Below are 14,455 nucleotides of genomic sequence, written 5' to 3'. Positions count from 1 at the left end.
TGATCGAAGCGCAATGGTCTTGATAGCGTCTGGACAACACAGGAGCCAAGACATGACAGATTTTGCATCAACGATCGCCGCGGCCCTAGGGTCTTCCATGCCAGTGGACGTCACCAGCACACGGCACGGTTTGGGTCATTTGCCTTCAGTTTATGCAGTGACCGACTTGGCCGCAGCGTCGATTGAGGCGGCAGGGCGCGAGATCGCGGCCTTAAGCGGGGCGCAGTCAACTGACGTAGATCGCCGCCTTGCGTCCTTCTGGTTTGACATGACTTTACGTCCGCAAGGCTGGGAATTGCCATCTATCTGGGATGATCTGGCGGGCGACTATGCGACAAAGGATGGGTGGATCAGGTTGCACACCAACGCGCCGCAGCACCGCGCAGCTGCCTTGCGGGCATTGGGCTGTGAAGGCACCAAAGATGCTGTTACAAACGCTGTTGCCAAACGTCACAAAACCGAATTGGAAAGTGCTGTCATCGCCCAAAACGGGTGCGCTGCCGCTATGTTGACCGAAGATGAATGGGCCGCACACCCCCAGGGCAAGGCCGTTCTGTCCGAGCCTTTGATCGCATGGGAAACAACAGGAAAAACCAGCCCCGCGCCCCTTGGATCATTGGAAAACGTGCGGATTTTGGACCTAACCCGCATTCTTGCAGGCCCCGTCGCAACACGGTTTTTGGCAGGGTTCGGCGCAGAAGTGTTGCGCATTGATCCGCTGGATTGGGAAGAGCCTGCAGCAGAACCCGAAGTGACACTAGGCAAACGCTGTGCTGGTCTTGATTTACGCGACACTGCGGATCGCAAGAGTTTCCAGACACTTCTGGCGCAAGCTGATGTACTGGTGCATGGCTACCGCGCCGATGCTTTGGAAGGTCTTGGACTTGGTTCAGACACACGGGCTGCAATCAATCCGAACTGCATCGATGTCTGCTTGAACGCTTACGGGTGGTCCGGACCATGGACGAACAGACGCGGCTTTGACAGCCTTGTGCAAATGAGCGCGGGCATCGCGGCCTCTGGTATGCAGGCTGCAAACGCGCCCCGTCCCAAACCCTTGCCGGTGCAAGCCCTTGATCACGCTACAGGCTATCTGATGGCGGCCGCAGTAATACGTGGACTGCGCATTAGGGCTGCGACGGGCGATGTGATGGCAGCCAAACTGTCACTGGCCCGCACCGCGCGATTGTTGGTGGATGCTGGACCGCGAAACGACGCTGAAATGTTGGCACCAGAAACCTTAACCGACTGCGCACCCCATATCGAACAGACCGTTTGGGGCCCAAGCCAACGGATCACATTTCCACTGTCCGTTTCAGGAGCTACACCGCATTGGCGCTACCCGGCAGGCCCTTTGAAAACAGCAGAACCAGTCTGGACTTGATATGTGATAGCCCCTTGTGGGTATTCAGAAATCCTCGGCTATTGCGGCGAAGGTCCACGACATTCCAAGCCGCAATAAGAAGATAACACTCCGGCAAAATGAAAAGGCAGCTCCTGAGCATCCGCCTTATTTGGTCATAGCGCTTTGTCAGACACCAAACCTCTTAGCCGCACTTGCTATATCCGCAGCTTGCGCATGTCATACATCCCTCGACCATACGCAATTCATAGCTGCCGCAGCTTGAGCAGGCTTTGCCTTTGGGTCGGTCCATACCGATGATTTCGGCCTGTGGGTCCGATTTCAGCCCCATGCCCTCGCCTGCAATAAAGCCCGTTGCAACAAGGTGTTGTTCGATAACGCCACCAATCGCCGCCAAAATAGACGGAATATATTTGCCGTTCATCCAAGCGCCGCCTCGTGGATCAAACACGGCTTTCAGCTCTTCGACGACAAATGATACGTCTCCACCGCGCCGGAATACGGCAGAGATCATGCGTGTCAAAGCAACGGTCCACGCAAAATTTTCCATATTCTTGGAATTGATAAACACTTCAAACGGGCGACGATGGCCACCGGTCACAAGGTCATTCACTGTGATGTAGATGGCGTGTTCGCTGTCAGGCCATTTGATCTTATAGGTGCTGCCTTCCAGCGCTTCAGGCCGGTCCAATGGATCTTGCATGTAGATGACGTCGCCGTGCGGTTGCATCGGCTCTGCGTCATCGTGCGTGACGACTTCGGGGGCCGTTGCATCCGTTTTGTTTGCGCTGTCGTCGCTGACACTCAGGACAGACCCCGTCACATCGTTGGGCCGGTACGTCGTGCACCCTTTGCACCCGGTGTCCCAAGCTTGCATGTAGACGTTCTTGAATTCATCAAAGCTGATGTCCTCGGGGCAGTTGATGGTCTTGGAAATACTGGAATCGACCCATTTCTGGGCGGCCGCTTGCATCTTGACGTGATCCGAGGGCGCCAACGTCTGGGCGTTGACAAAATAGTCTGGCAAAGCCGCTTCACCCATTTTGTCACGCCACATTTGCACGGCATAATCGACAACTTCTTCTTCGGTCCGTGACCCGTCTTTTTGCAGCACTTTGCGCGTGTAGGCGTAGGCAAACACCGGCTCGATGCCGGAACTTACGTTGCCCGCATAAAGGCTGATGGTGCCTGTGGGCGCGATAGACGTCAGCAAGGCGTTTCGGATGCCATGTTCTTTGATTTCTGCGCGGACGTCTTCGTCCATCATTTGCATGGTGCCGGATGCAAGATACGCGTCGGCATCAAACAGTGGGAACGCGCCCTTTTCGCGTGCCAACTGGACCGACGCCCGATATGCGGCGCGGGCGATCGCGTGCAGCCAGTCTTCTGTTTGACGCGCCGCCTCGTCAGAGCCATAGCGCTGCCCAACCATCAAAAGCGCATCCGCCAACCCTGTGACACCAAGGCCAATGCGGCGCTTGTTCTGGGCTTCGCGTTCTTGTTCCGGCAGTGGGAATTTGGAGGCGTCGACCACATTGTCCATCATACGCACAGCCGTAGCGACCAGTTCCGTCAGCGAATCTTGGTCCAGTTTGGCCGCATCGCCAAATGGATCAGACACCAGGCGGGCCAGATTGATTGATCCTAAAAGGCACGCGCCATAGGGCGGCAAAGGTTGTTCGCCACACGGGTTCGTCGCCGCAATAGTTTCGCAATAGCTTAGGTTGTTGGCAGCGTTGATACGGTCAATGAAGATCACACCCGGTTCGGCATAATCATATGTCGACTGCATGATCTTGTTCCACAAATCCAGCGCCTGAACCGTTTTATAGACCTTACCGTCAAATTTGAGATCCCAAGATCCGTTGGCTTTTACCGCTTCCATAAAGTCATCGGTGATCAACACCGACACATTGAACATGCGCAACCGCGCCGCGTCTGATTTGGCCGTGATAAAATCATCGATGTCAGGGTGATCGCACCGCATTGTCGCCATCATAGCGCCGCGGCGCGAGCCCGCGGACATGATGGTTCGGCACATAGAATCCCACACATCCATAAACGACAAAGGCCCAGATGCGTCTGCTGCCACGCCATGCACATCCGCGCCTTTCGGCCGGATCGTTGAAAAGTCATAGCCGATACCGCCGCCCTGTTGCATGGTCAGCGCGGCCTCTTTCAACATATCAAAAATGCCGCCCATGCTGTCTGGCACAGTGCCCATAACAAAGCAGTTGAACAACGTCACCTTGCGTGCTGTGCCTGCACCCGCTGTGATGCGGCCAGCTGGCAAGAATTTAAAGTCTTCCAATGCTCCGTAAAACACGTTTTCCCAATGGTCCACATCGTCTTCGACACGTGCCAAATCCCGCGCTATGCGGCGCCAGCTGTCTTCAACCGTCGTATCCAAAGGCGTGCCGTCCGCTTCCTTGAAGCGGTACTTCATATCCCAAATTTGTTCAGCGATAGGTGCTGCGAAACGTGTCATACGGACATCCCTCTAAGATCGGCGATTCTGATTGGTGGCTTGACGAAGGTTTGGATTAGACCATCTATACCACAAGCGCCACAGGAATTTCTAGAATTTTCGCAACAAATTGTGGGTGACGCGGACCGAAACGCTATATATAGTATAATCACACCACTTTCGGAGCATCCCGCGTGAGCAGCCACATCAACATCATCAAACTGTCTGTCGGCACCGAAAACGTCGAAGGGTTGGCCGCGTGGCAAGCCACAAAGAGGGCGCAAGCCCCCGATGGCAGCCCCCGACACGTCACCCGCATGTGGCCCAAACGCGAAGCCGAAATTTTAAACGGGGGATCCATCTATTGGGTCATCAAAGGCGTCATCCAGTGCCGTCAAAAGATTTTGCGTCTGGATGAATACATCGGGTCGGACGGTATTCGACGCTGCAGCATTGTCAGCGACCCGAAACTGATACGCACCCAAGGCAGCTTGAAACGCCCCTTTCAAGGATGGCGTTACCTGAAACCCGAAGACGCGCCTCTCGATCTGCCAGAAGGACGCGAAAACGAAGAACCACTGCCTATCGAATTGAACAAGGCTTTGGCAGAAATTGGCGTTCTATAATCCGTCTTATTCCGGATTTCGAAACGCATTCGGCTCGAATGGCTTTTCCAATGCGCGCGCAACCAGTTCCAGATGGTCTTGCCCGTAAAACATGTCCCCGCCCACAAAATATGTCGGTGACCCAAAAACGTTTCGCGCGATCGCTTCTTGTGTGTTGGCCTCATGTTGACCACGAACGTCGTCCCCTTGCGCCGCGTCCAGCAATGCCCGCCCATCCAGTCCAAGGTCCTGCGCCACGTCCATCAATGCCCCCACATCCGCAAGATCAATATCGTCCCGCCAATGCGCTTGCAAAATTGCATGTGCCAACGCGTCGGTGTCCACATCCAAGGGTATGGATGCGATTATCATGCCATTCGACAGATCCAGCGCATTGTCGTGGTAGGTCGGGCGATGGTTTATGATTGAGACGTTGCGAAATTCAGACCAGCGTTCGATTTCGCGGCCAAAATAGTAATCCACATGCGGTCGCGTACGCCCTGCAAAAGACAATCCCCCCGCCGCCTCAACAACTGGCGATAGCGCAATGGGCCTGTGCACCAATGACGCGCCGTGTTTTGCACAAATCTCCATCAATCTTGAAGAGCCGATATAAGCGAAAGCTGAGTGCGCGGAATAGAAATACTCGATTTCCGTCATGGAACGATCCTTTTATTCGATTGCATAAAGGCCCTACCCTAGGTGTCCCTGAGGGCCTTCACCAGCGCCAGTTCTGAAAGGCCTGCACCGAACGTCGAAGTATCAGTGGCAATCATGTCAGTTGATTGGAATCCCATCACAAGATTGGAGGTTTGGCAAAAAGCAAATAAACGGTTTTATCTTCGTGCTTTACACGCATTTTGTCCCTGCATCCGACCCACTCCAGCATTGGGGGTGGAGCCCGGTCTGACCGGTGGCCGGATGCAGAGAAGGGATGACCATGACGCCAATTATTCGGCGCTTGGTCAAATGGGGATCAGCAGGCAATGCCAAATTCATGAGCGGCGAAATGGTCCTCAACGACGATACATTCCGCTAGAAAAGACGCATCTGTTCCAGACAGAACGTCATAGGGCTGCTCCAGCCCTGACACCATGTCAGTCAACGAAAGATGGGCGCGGGTGCAGTGGCACAACAATGACCCTTCCGTGTAGATGACCTGTTCCGCGGCAAAGAAAAGTGTAATAACTTCCAGTCGTTGCACCGGGGGTTGGCGCTTTACGCCGCGCACACCAGTCAATGCGTTGGCAGGCACAACTGCAAATGGGTCGCCGTGCTGGTCAACCGCCGCTTCGCTTTCGATCAAGATGCCCTGCTCTGGCAAAACGGTCATGTCAACGCGGTTCCCAAGTGCGCCCGCAGGCACGAACACAGGCCACATGTGTGTTGGAACCGCTGTTGCATCCACCCACAAGGTGCTGCGACGAATGTCAGTCACCTGTTGCATGCCATGATCAAATGTCAAAACTGAATCACCGATTTCGATGGCATCGACGGATCGCCAGCCAAGATTGGAGGCGACGCGTGTTCCGCTCAGCAATCCGTGCGTTGTGGCGTTGTAGATACCGCCATCATATGCGCCGGTCTTTTCGACCATCCGCTGTGGCATTCCGTTGGCTTTGTTTTTCCATCCAAACATTGTGTCCATCCCCATGGTATAAAGCGCCTAAGTTTGCAGCAGCGGCGCATGTGAAGCAGTGAGGACAGATGTTGCGATTCGCGTGACGCCGATGGGTCGGCAATTGGGCCGAATTGGGGCATTGTTTCGACATTCCAGAACAGTTCATTAGAGGCGCCTATTATTGATCATCAATTTGAAACAAATTGTCTGCTTTTCCACGACCCAAAGTGGAAAACGCACCCACTTCCCCTGAAGACTTTGCTTTGTTGTACACCGAATTTGCGCAAAGGTTTGACGGTCTGAACCGTTCATTTACCTCTTACCCCTATCACGATCAGCATCTGTTTAATTCTTCGGGCTGGTGCATGTACCGCGTTATCGAATGTCTGACACAAGAACACTCTTTCTGGCTTGTCGCTGTGGCGGCCATGGTGTGTGTGGTCGGCTCCTCACTATCGGTCACGCTTTTGCGCCGCGTTCTGATTGTGAAACACAAAATCAAAACCATTCAGGTCGCCTTGGCAGGTGCAATGACCGGAGCTACGATCTGGGCCACACACTTCATCGCCATGCTCGCCTACGACCCGGGCCTTCCCCACGCATTTGAACCGGTTTTGACAGCGGTTTCTCTGGTGATCTCGGTACTTGGCGCCCTGGGTGCAAATTTCACAATGGCATACATGAAAACACGAACGCGGTTTGTTTTTGCAGGCATCATGTTCGGCACCACTGTCAGCGCCATGCACTACGTCGGAATGTCAGCCTATATGCTGCCTGGTACATTGGACTGGCATGCCACAACCGTTTTTGTGTCCATATGCCTGGGCGCAGGCTTTGGCGCGATCGCCTATCACCGTATCGCCTACCCTTGGACGCGTTATTGCACGGCCGGAGGTATCACCGCGATGGTGTTGGGTATCTGCACCATGCACTTTGTCGGCATGGGCTCGTTTTCCATATCACTAAGCCCGCTTTATGAAGTTCCGGATCAAGTGTTTTCTGATCATATTCTGGGGCTGATCGTCATTCTGGTTGCGCTTTTTGTCTTTGTCATGGGGTATGCGGCCCTCAATATCGAACAGGGTCTGTCGCAACATGCGAACCAGCAGATGCAATCTGCCGCGATGAAAGACATTTTGACAAATTTGCCAAACCGTCATGCTTTGCATGTCGCCTTGGAAAAATGGACAACAGCGCTGAAAGGCGACCTCACGGACCATGTCGCTGTGTTCACAGTGAACATCGACGCATTTAAGCATATCAACGAACTATACGGCAGAGCATCCGGCGACATAGTTTTGTCGAAAATTGCCCAACGCATCGGCGAAGAGCTACAGCATGAAGACACATTGTTTCGTGCAGGCGGCGATGAATTCGTCATAGTATCGCGTGGTTTCCGCCGAATGGGTCAAGTCACCTCAATGGCGGACCGCATATCGGCCTATTTGAAAGAACCGTTGAACGTAGGCGACAATCCCATTCTTGTGACAGCCTCCATGGGCGTATCCTCTAGTTTACAAGACGGGCGCGATATGGACACTCTTTTGCAGAACTCCGGCATTGCGATGTTTTATGCCAAGGCAAACCCCGACGTGGACGTGCAGATTTTTGACGCCGACATGCAAAAACAATCACGCGCACGGCTCGAAATCCAAACGGACCTACGCCAGGCCGCCGCCCGCGGGGAACTGGAACTGGTGTATCAAAAACAAAATGAACTGCCCTCGCGCGACCTGGTCGGGTTCGAAGTGCTATTGCGTTGGAACCATCCAACCCGCGGAAGGGTGTCGCCTGCGGAATTCATTCCAATTGCCGAAGAAACCGGGTTGATCCGCGATATTGGGCTGTGGGTATTGCGCACCGCCTGCGAAGAAGCTGTGCAATGGCCTATTCCTTTGTCGATTGCTGTAAATGTGGCACCCCAACAACTGGTACAACCCTCGTTCATTGAAAGCGTTTCGGACATTTTGTTCGAAACACGACTGGCACCCGAACGACTGGAATTGGAAGTAACCGAAGCCAGCATCATCGACGACGAAAACCACACATTGCGTGTGATGCATAGGTTGAAAGCAATGGGGCTACGGATCGCGATGGACGATTTCGGAACCGGGTATTCATCTCTGAATACCCTGCAATCTTTTCCATTCGACAAAATCAAAATGGACAGAAGTTTTGTGCAGGAAATCCACATCAACCCAAAACGCGCAGCGATTGCCAAAGCCACAATGCTGATCGGGGATGCTTTACAAATTCCGGTACTTGCCGAGGGCACGGAAGTCGAAGAAGAGTTGGTTTTTTTGGAAGATGCGGGATGTGCCTATGTGCAAGGGTTTTACTTTGGCACACCTCTCCCCCTCACGGATTTGCACAATTTGCTGGCGGGTATTGCCCAGAAAGAAGCATCCTAGGATCAGCAGCTGATTGTCATTGATCAAAACGATATCCGAATTGTTCGATGTCATCTGCACAAGCACCTGCCACGGCCCTTCGCGTCGCATCATCATAGTAGTCCTGGTAGTGAACAGACCTTTGCGACGTGTTTTGGCGCGGCAGTTCAAAGTCAAATCCCAAATGATCCATTAAGGGGCGTGCATCTTGCACGAAATGTTCCAACCTGATGTAGAGGCTACACCGATCTGTTCCCGTGATATCCGTGACATAGCGATGCGCAGGGTTTGCAGCCATTGACGCCGCAATCAAATCCGATTGCGCAAAGTTCTTGAAATCAACCTGCCCCGCTAAAGACACCGCAGGGTGATCAAAGCGCTGATCGCGAAGCCAGTGGTAGTAGCTTACCATACGATCCCACGGATTTCTGACCATTGTGAAAACGAACATCCCGTCGATATCGCTCAGTGGCAAAAGCCCATCCACATCCGCTAAAGTCGCGTGTTTCCAAAGGCGGCCTCGCGTTTTCACATGGGTCAACTTGCGCCGGCGCTTTAATGCCTTTGGCGTGTCACCCAACATAATGTCGTCTTTCATTGCCCGGTCTTCCAAGGCCAAAGCCATCGAAGTCCCCCCCGTTTTGGGGGCGTGAACAAACACATATTTTCGGCCATAAGAAATGATCATAAGACACAGTCTATAGCAGCCACAGCCAGCCCCAAGTGCTTTGAACGGTCAACAGGTCAAAATACGAACGACCCGCCTATTTGGACCGCACGGCGATGATGCCACCCGCCACCATAATCAAAACAATGCCTACAATCATCAACCGTGTGATCACCTGCCCCATCAAGGCCCACCCAAAGAACGGCCCGAAGATCATGATTGAATATTCCAACACAGAAACCTGGCTGGCCTCACCCCACTGATATGCGCGGATCAGCAAAAATACACCGGCCACCGAAACAACAGCTTGCAGCACGATAAAGGGAAATACCGAGGGAATTGGCCAAACCCATCCCCGCAATAAAAAGCCTTGGGCCCCTTCCGGAACGGCAGGGTCGATAATCGCCAACCCGATCAAAACGCATACACCAATGACACCTTGCGACGTCATTATCCCCGCCAACATAGACAATGTGCTTTCTTCAGCGCACAAAATACGCGTCACCAAAGACCCTATGGCATAAAAGAACCCGCCAGCCACCGGCATCAGCATGATCCACCCCGGGGCCCCCTGCTGTACACCCAGCACCAGTAAAATCCCCGAAAACCCAACGACCACAGCCAACACGCGCCAAGGTCCGATGGTTTGTTTCAGCACCACAACCGTCAGAAGCAGGACAAAGATCGGCGCAGTAAACAACCCTGCCAAGGACTGCGCGATCGGCATAAACGCAAGCGACCCGAAATAAAGCAACATACCCACTGCAACCAACACAGATCGCAAGCCGACCGCCCACAACCGTTGCGGCCAGATCGTGCCCAAACCCAACATCGAAAGCACCGCAATCAACGACACAGCCATCACGGCCCGCACCGACAAGAACTGCCAAACCGAAATTTCCAAAGCGATGGTTGCAACGTAGTTATCAACGAACCCCAACAACGCCATAGCGCCGATCATGCAGCCGGCGGCAGCAAGCGGTTTGGTTGGGGAAGCGGCCGCAGACAAGGCAGTCTCTTTCATTTGGGGTAAGACCCACTTGCAATATCCTCTTTTTTTGGCAATTCAAGTAAGATCAACGCGAAGGGGAGATCGCAAATGGGCTGGATGAACGATGAAAGTGGCTTGGACAAATGTGCCGCCAATTATGTGCCGCTGACGCCTTTGTCGCATTTGCGGCGCGCTGCACATGTTTTTGCCGGACGCCCCGCTGTGATTTATGGCGATCACCGTGTCACATATGCACAGTATTATGACCGTTGCACGCGTCTGGCCTCTGCTTTGGTATCGATGGGCGTCACCCCGGGCGACGTCGTGGCAACCCTTATTCCCAATCTTCCCGCGCAGGCCGAAGCCCATTTCGGAGTGCCCGCCTGTGGCGCGGTCCTGAACACGATCAACACCCGCCTTGATGTCGATACCGTTGCGTATATTTTCGACCACGGCGAAGCCAAAGTTGTTTTGGCTGACCCGCAATTCATGCCATTGGCAGAAGCCGCCGTCGCACAAATGGTCGGGAACGCCCCGATTCTGATCGAGGTTGCGGACGCTGCCAACGGCTGGCCCGCTTCGGGACGCCATCCGGTTTACGAAGACATCCTGACGCTGGCCGATCCGAACTTTGCATGGATCATGCCCGAAGATGAATGGGAAAGCCTTGCCCTGAACTATACTTCCGGCACAACGGGGCGCCCCAAAGGCGTCGTGTATCACCACCGCGGCGCATATATGATGACAATGGGCACCGTCATTTCATGGCGCATGGTCTTGCATCCGGTCTTTATGGCCATCGTACCCTTGTTTCATTGCAACGGCTGGAACCACACATGGATGATGCCCTTGATCGGTGGCACTTTGGTATGCTGCCGCGACATCAGCGCTGATGCTATTTACGCAGCCATCGCCGACGAAGGCGTCACCCATTTTGGCGGGGCCCCCATTGTGTTGAATATGATCGTCAACGCAGATGAAGCAGAACGACGCGAGTTCCACCACCAAGTCGAAGTTTTCACAGCAGGTGCCCCCCCCGCCCCGGCCACATTGGGCAAGATCGAGGCGCTGGGCTTTAACGTCACCCAAGTCTACGGGCTGACAGAAACCTACGGTCACGTCACCGAATGTGTCTGGAAATCCGAAGAATGGGACGCATTGGAACAGTCCGACAAAGCCGCCATAAAGGCCCGCCAAGGTGTTGCCATGCCGATGATGGAGCATATCACCGTAGTGGATGAAGCCATGGGTCAGGTCAGGATGGACAGTACCCATCAAGGCGAAATCGTGATGCGGGGAAATTCAGTCATGAAAGGCTACCTCAAAAACCCGGACGCCACAGCCAAGGCATTTCAGGGGGGGTACTTCCATTCCGAAGACCTCGCGATCCAGCATCCAGACGGCTACATCCAGATCGCGGACCGCGCGAAAGACATCATCATCTCGGGCGGCGAAAACATCAGCTCTGTAGAAGTGGAAGCTGTTTTAATGGCCCATCCTGACGTGTCATTGGCCGCTGTTGTCGCAAAACCCGACGACAAATGGGGTGAAGTGCCCTGCGCTTTTGTTGAACTGAAAGAGGGATGCACGGGCGACGCCGCACAAATGATCGCTTTCGCCCGCGAGACCTTGGCTGGGTTCAAGGCGCCAAAACTGGTCATCTTTCAAGAGCTTCCCAAGACCTCGACGGGCAAAATCCAGAAATTTGAATTGCGCAATCACGCGCGGACACTTTGATAGATGCCACAACAGGTGTTAGGCTGCGTGCTCAACAACAGCAAAAACTGAGCAGACGATGACCGCCCTGACCAAATATGACCGTTTGGAAGCCACAGGGCTGTGGCGGGCCACGCCGCAGGACCAGCGACGCGAAGTCGTGGTGTCCATCGGGAACGCGACCCTCGTCATCAAGGATCTCACAGACAAGGCCATCACGCATTGGTCTTTGGCCGCGGTGGAACGCAGCACCACTGGCAATGCACCTGCTACATTCCATCCCGACGGAGACCCCGGCGAAACTTTGGATTTGGCCGCAGACGAAGCCGATATGATCGATGCCATAGATCAGCTGCGCCGTGCAGTGGCCAAGGCCCGACCCCGCCCCGGACGCTTGCGCTGGCTGGGGGCTGCGCTGTCGGTTTCAGCCGTGGTTGCGGGTGTTACCCTGTGGCTGCCCGGTGCTTTGACACAACACGCACTGGACGTGGTGCCTACGGTCATACGCGCCCAGATCGGCGAAGATTTGTTGCGCCGTATCCAGCGGGTGACAGGACAGCCCTGCAGGTCCGCAGGGGCAGCCCCAGGTTTAAAAACGCTGGCCTTACGAACGAACACCGAGAACTTGGTGATCTTGCGCAGCGGGCTAAGCGACAGCCTGTCATTGCCTGGCGGAAAAATCCTTTTGCATCGCGGTCTCGTCGAAGGTTTTGAAGAACCCGACGTGGCGGCTGGCTACATTTTGGCAGAAACCCTACGCATCCAGACACATGATCCGCTGGAAACCCTTTTGTCTCAGGCAGGTATGCGCGCCAGCATCAGCTTGCTGACCACCGGCAATCTACCATCCACGACATTAGACGCACACGCCGAACGCATATTGCAAGCACCGCGCCCCCCCGTGGACGACGTGGCCCTGCTGGCCGCTTTTGCATCCGCTGAAATTCGCAGCTCTCCTTATGCCTATGCACGCGACATCACCGGTGAAGAAACACTGCCGCTGATAGAAGCAGACCCGATGCGCAATGCGGACCCTAAGCCATTGCTGCGCGATGCAGACTGGCTGCGCCTACAAGCCATCTGCGGCAGTTGATCCCTTATCCAACGCACGAAAAAAGCACGGCCGCAAAGCAACCGTGCTTTCTAATTTTTGCCCCGAAGTGACCCGTTACTTGCGCAAGAATGCATCCGTATAGCCCGCACTGCGCACTTGGGCCAATGCCCGCGACGCATCACGGGAAAACGGCCCTGCCAACACAAGACGATAGGTTTTGCTGCCACGTGTGAATTTCCCAACGCGCACGGGCAGACCCATGGCTTTCAGCCGCTGCGCCGTCGCTTGTGCATTGCCTGCCTGGCCGAATGTCCCAACCTGAACGTAACGACCAGCCTGTGCGGCGGCCTTCGGCTTTGCAACTGGCGCGGACCGGGTCGACACAACAGGTTGACGTGCAATAGGCGTACGCGAGGATTGTTTGTTGCGCACGATCCGCTTCAGAACTTGCCCATCCCGACGCACAATAGATACCGTACCCAATTCACGTTGTTGTGTCGCCATATCGGTGTAAGGGTAGATCAGTGGCACGGAACCCGTGACATCCCGGCGCGTGTTCGCGTTGATCAGACGGCGCGGTACCGTGTTCGTCCACAGGTAGTTCGTTGCCAAAACACCACCGACAGTTTGTTCCGCGCGTTTGGGGTTCAATCGATCATCTTCCCATACGGTGCGATACCCGTTTGGAACGGACGTCTTTTGGGTGTTTTGACGCTGCACATGGACATGACGCGGCACGATGCGTGTGCCACTGTTCACTGTTCCACCAGTCGCGATCCCCTGAGGCACAGATGTGATACGACGCGGTTGCGCAGGTTGGCTGACCACACCCGCACGACGGGTCACAACAGCAGCAGCGTTTTGCCCCCCCTGCACACCGACGATACGACCAGCTTGCGGGCCACAGCGCACAGGCAGTTTGCTGCTGGAATTGATGTATTTGCGACTAAGCGATGTCACACCGCAATTGCCACCACGTTGCACAGCAGCCGGTACAGTGCGGCGCACAGGTGCCGGCTTTGGCGCGACAACAGGCTTTGGTGGTGCGACTTGGGCCACAACAACCGGTGCACGCTGCTGAACCCGACGCACGACGGGCTTAGGCGCAGTCGTTTTGACACGCTTTTTAACGCGGGCCACCTTAACGGTTTTCGCAGGCGCTTGAACGCGGGCCGTTTTCTTCGGGACCGGTTTTTTCAAAGCAGGTGCAGCAGCTTGAGTTTTCGGCGGATCAAGAGTGATCTGAACCGGTGGCTTTACAGCCGGTGCAGAGGCCGCGGCCGTACGACGCACAGATGTCGGGTTTTGCCCACAAAGCTGTTTGCGGTCACGCGACACACGCGGAACCCACGACACGTTGCCGCTGATACCCGCGCGAATATAGACGCACCCACGGCTGTCGACATATTGCGTGCCTTTGTAGCTGGCCGGCGGAAACTCCGCTGGCTCATCTGCATTACGCAAGCTTTGCGAATGTCCGGCTTGGGCCATCATGGCCGCGACAATGGCAGTCGTCGCTATAATTCTGGTAAGTTTCATCTGCGCCCCCACAAGATATGGCAGCAAAATGCCCCAGTTCCA

General features: G+C 54.8%; 11 protein-coding genes. 5 read left to right on the top strand and 6 right to left on the bottom strand.

Annotated elements, in window-relative coordinates:
- Positions 1-52: 52 nt before the first annotated feature.
- Positions 53-1,384, top strand: coding sequence for a CoA transferase (locus ASD8599_RS04585; protein WP_108827444.1), 1,332 nt, complete (start codon positions 53-55; stop codon positions 1,382-1,384).
- A 163-nt stretch (positions 1,385-1,547) separates the two neighbouring features.
- Here the strand turns inward: ASD8599_RS04585 and ASD8599_RS04580 are convergent, their stop codons facing one another.
- A complete protein-coding gene (locus ASD8599_RS04580) occupies positions 1,548-3,851 on the bottom strand; it encodes an adenosylcobalamin-dependent ribonucleoside-diphosphate reductase (protein ID WP_108827443.1) in 2,304 nt (767 codons plus the stop codon).
- 173 nt (positions 3,852-4,024) lie between these two features.
- On the opposite strand from ASD8599_RS04580, the gene ASD8599_RS04575 reads away from it, so the two are divergent.
- Positions 4,025-4,456: a DUF1489 family protein gene (locus tag ASD8599_RS04575; RefSeq protein WP_108827442.1), complete on the top strand. Its 432-nt coding sequence runs from the start codon at positions 4,025-4,027 to the stop codon at positions 4,454-4,456.
- Positions 4,457-4,462: 6 nt separating this feature from the next.
- On the opposite strand, the gene ASD8599_RS04570 is transcribed toward ASD8599_RS04575, so the two are convergent.
- Together ASD8599_RS04570 and ASD8599_RS04565 are read right to left on the bottom strand one after the other, a co-directional pair.
- Positions 4,463-5,095, bottom strand: coding sequence for a 2-hydroxychromene-2-carboxylate isomerase (locus ASD8599_RS04570; RefSeq protein WP_108827441.1), 633 nt, complete (start codon positions 5,093-5,095; stop codon positions 4,463-4,465).
- Between the two features lie 316 nt (positions 5,096-5,411).
- Positions 5,412-6,074, bottom strand: coding sequence for a Hint domain-containing protein (locus ASD8599_RS04565; RefSeq protein ID WP_181364406.1), 663 nt, complete (start codon positions 6,072-6,074; stop codon positions 5,412-5,414).
- Positions 6,075-6,283: 209 nt separating this feature from the next.
- Between ASD8599_RS04565 and ASD8599_RS04560 the strand changes: the two genes are divergently transcribed.
- Positions 6,284-8,467, top strand: coding sequence for a putative bifunctional diguanylate cyclase/phosphodiesterase (locus tag ASD8599_RS04560; RefSeq protein WP_245925923.1), 2,184 nt, complete (start codon positions 6,284-6,286; stop codon positions 8,465-8,467).
- Between the two features lie 16 nt (positions 8,468-8,483).
- On the opposite strand, the gene ASD8599_RS04555 is transcribed toward ASD8599_RS04560, so the two are convergent.
- Together ASD8599_RS04555 and ASD8599_RS04550 are read right to left on the bottom strand one after the other, a co-directional pair.
- Complete coding sequence (locus ASD8599_RS04555) at positions 8,484-9,071, bottom strand: Type II secretory pathway, pullulanase PulA (protein WP_422664739.1); 588 nt, start codon at positions 9,069-9,071, stop codon at positions 8,484-8,486.
- A 139-nt stretch (positions 9,072-9,210) separates the two neighbouring features.
- Positions 9,211-10,137, bottom strand: coding sequence for a DMT family transporter (locus tag ASD8599_RS04550; protein ID WP_108827438.1), 927 nt, complete (start codon positions 10,135-10,137; stop codon positions 9,211-9,213).
- A 75-nt stretch (positions 10,138-10,212) separates the two neighbouring features.
- Here ASD8599_RS04550 and ASD8599_RS04545 point away from each other — a divergent pair, with 75 nt between their 5' ends.
- Positions 10,213-11,841 (top strand): AMP-binding protein, encoded by a 1,629-nt coding sequence (locus ASD8599_RS04545; RefSeq protein ID WP_108827437.1) that lies wholly within the window; start codon positions 10,213-10,215, stop codon positions 11,839-11,841.
- 58 nt (positions 11,842-11,899) lie between these two features.
- Entirely contained in the window at positions 11,900-12,913 is a 1,014-nt protein-coding gene (locus ASD8599_RS04540) for a hypothetical protein (protein ID WP_108827436.1), read from the top strand.
- A gap of 75 nt (positions 12,914-12,988) precedes the next feature.
- Here the strand turns inward: ASD8599_RS04540 and ASD8599_RS04535 are convergent, their stop codons facing one another.
- Complete coding sequence (locus ASD8599_RS04535) at positions 12,989-14,413, bottom strand: SPOR domain-containing protein (protein ID WP_108830002.1); 1,425 nt, start codon at positions 14,411-14,413, stop codon at positions 12,989-12,991.
- Between the last annotated feature and the right edge of the window lie 42 nt (positions 14,414-14,455).

It is taken from the genome of Ascidiaceihabitans donghaensis (assembly GCF_900302465.1).
Classification (GTDB): Bacteria; Pseudomonadota; Alphaproteobacteria; order Rhodobacterales; family Rhodobacteraceae; genus Ascidiaceihabitans; species Ascidiaceihabitans donghaensis.
The sequence above is the reverse complement of the archived record's forward strand: the minus strand, read 5'-3'. Positions and strand labels throughout refer to the sequence as shown.

Coding starts and splice junctions, on each gene's coding strand:
- ASD8599_RS04585 (WP_108827444.1), top strand. CDS start 53: ATGACAGATTTTGCATCAACGATCGCCGCGGCCCTAGGGTCTTCCATG.
- ASD8599_RS04580 (WP_108827443.1), bottom strand. CDS start 3,851: ATGACACGTTTCGCAGCACCTATCGCTGAACAAATTTGGGATATGAAG.
- ASD8599_RS04570 (WP_108827441.1), bottom strand. CDS start 5,095: ATGACGGAAATCGAGTATTTCTATTCCGCGCACTCAGCTTTCGCTTAT.
- ASD8599_RS04565 (WP_181364406.1), bottom strand. CDS start 6,074: ATGTTTGGATGGAAAAACAAAGCCAACGGAATGCCACAGCGGATGGTC.
- ASD8599_RS04555 (WP_422664739.1), bottom strand. CDS start 9,071: ATGGCTTTGGCCTTGGAAGACCGGGCAATGAAAGACGACATTATGTTG.
- ASD8599_RS04550 (WP_108827438.1), bottom strand. CDS start 10,137: ATGAAAGAGACTGCCTTGTCTGCGGCCGCTTCCCCAACCAAACCGCTT.
- ASD8599_RS04545 (WP_108827437.1), top strand. CDS start 10,213: ATGGGCTGGATGAACGATGAAAGTGGCTTGGACAAATGTGCCGCCAAT.
- ASD8599_RS04540 (WP_108827436.1), top strand. CDS start 11,900: ATGACCGCCCTGACCAAATATGACCGTTTGGAAGCCACAGGGCTGTGG.
- ASD8599_RS04535 (WP_108830002.1), bottom strand. CDS start 14,413: ATGAAACTTACCAGAATTATAGCGACGACTGCCATTGTCGCGGCCATG.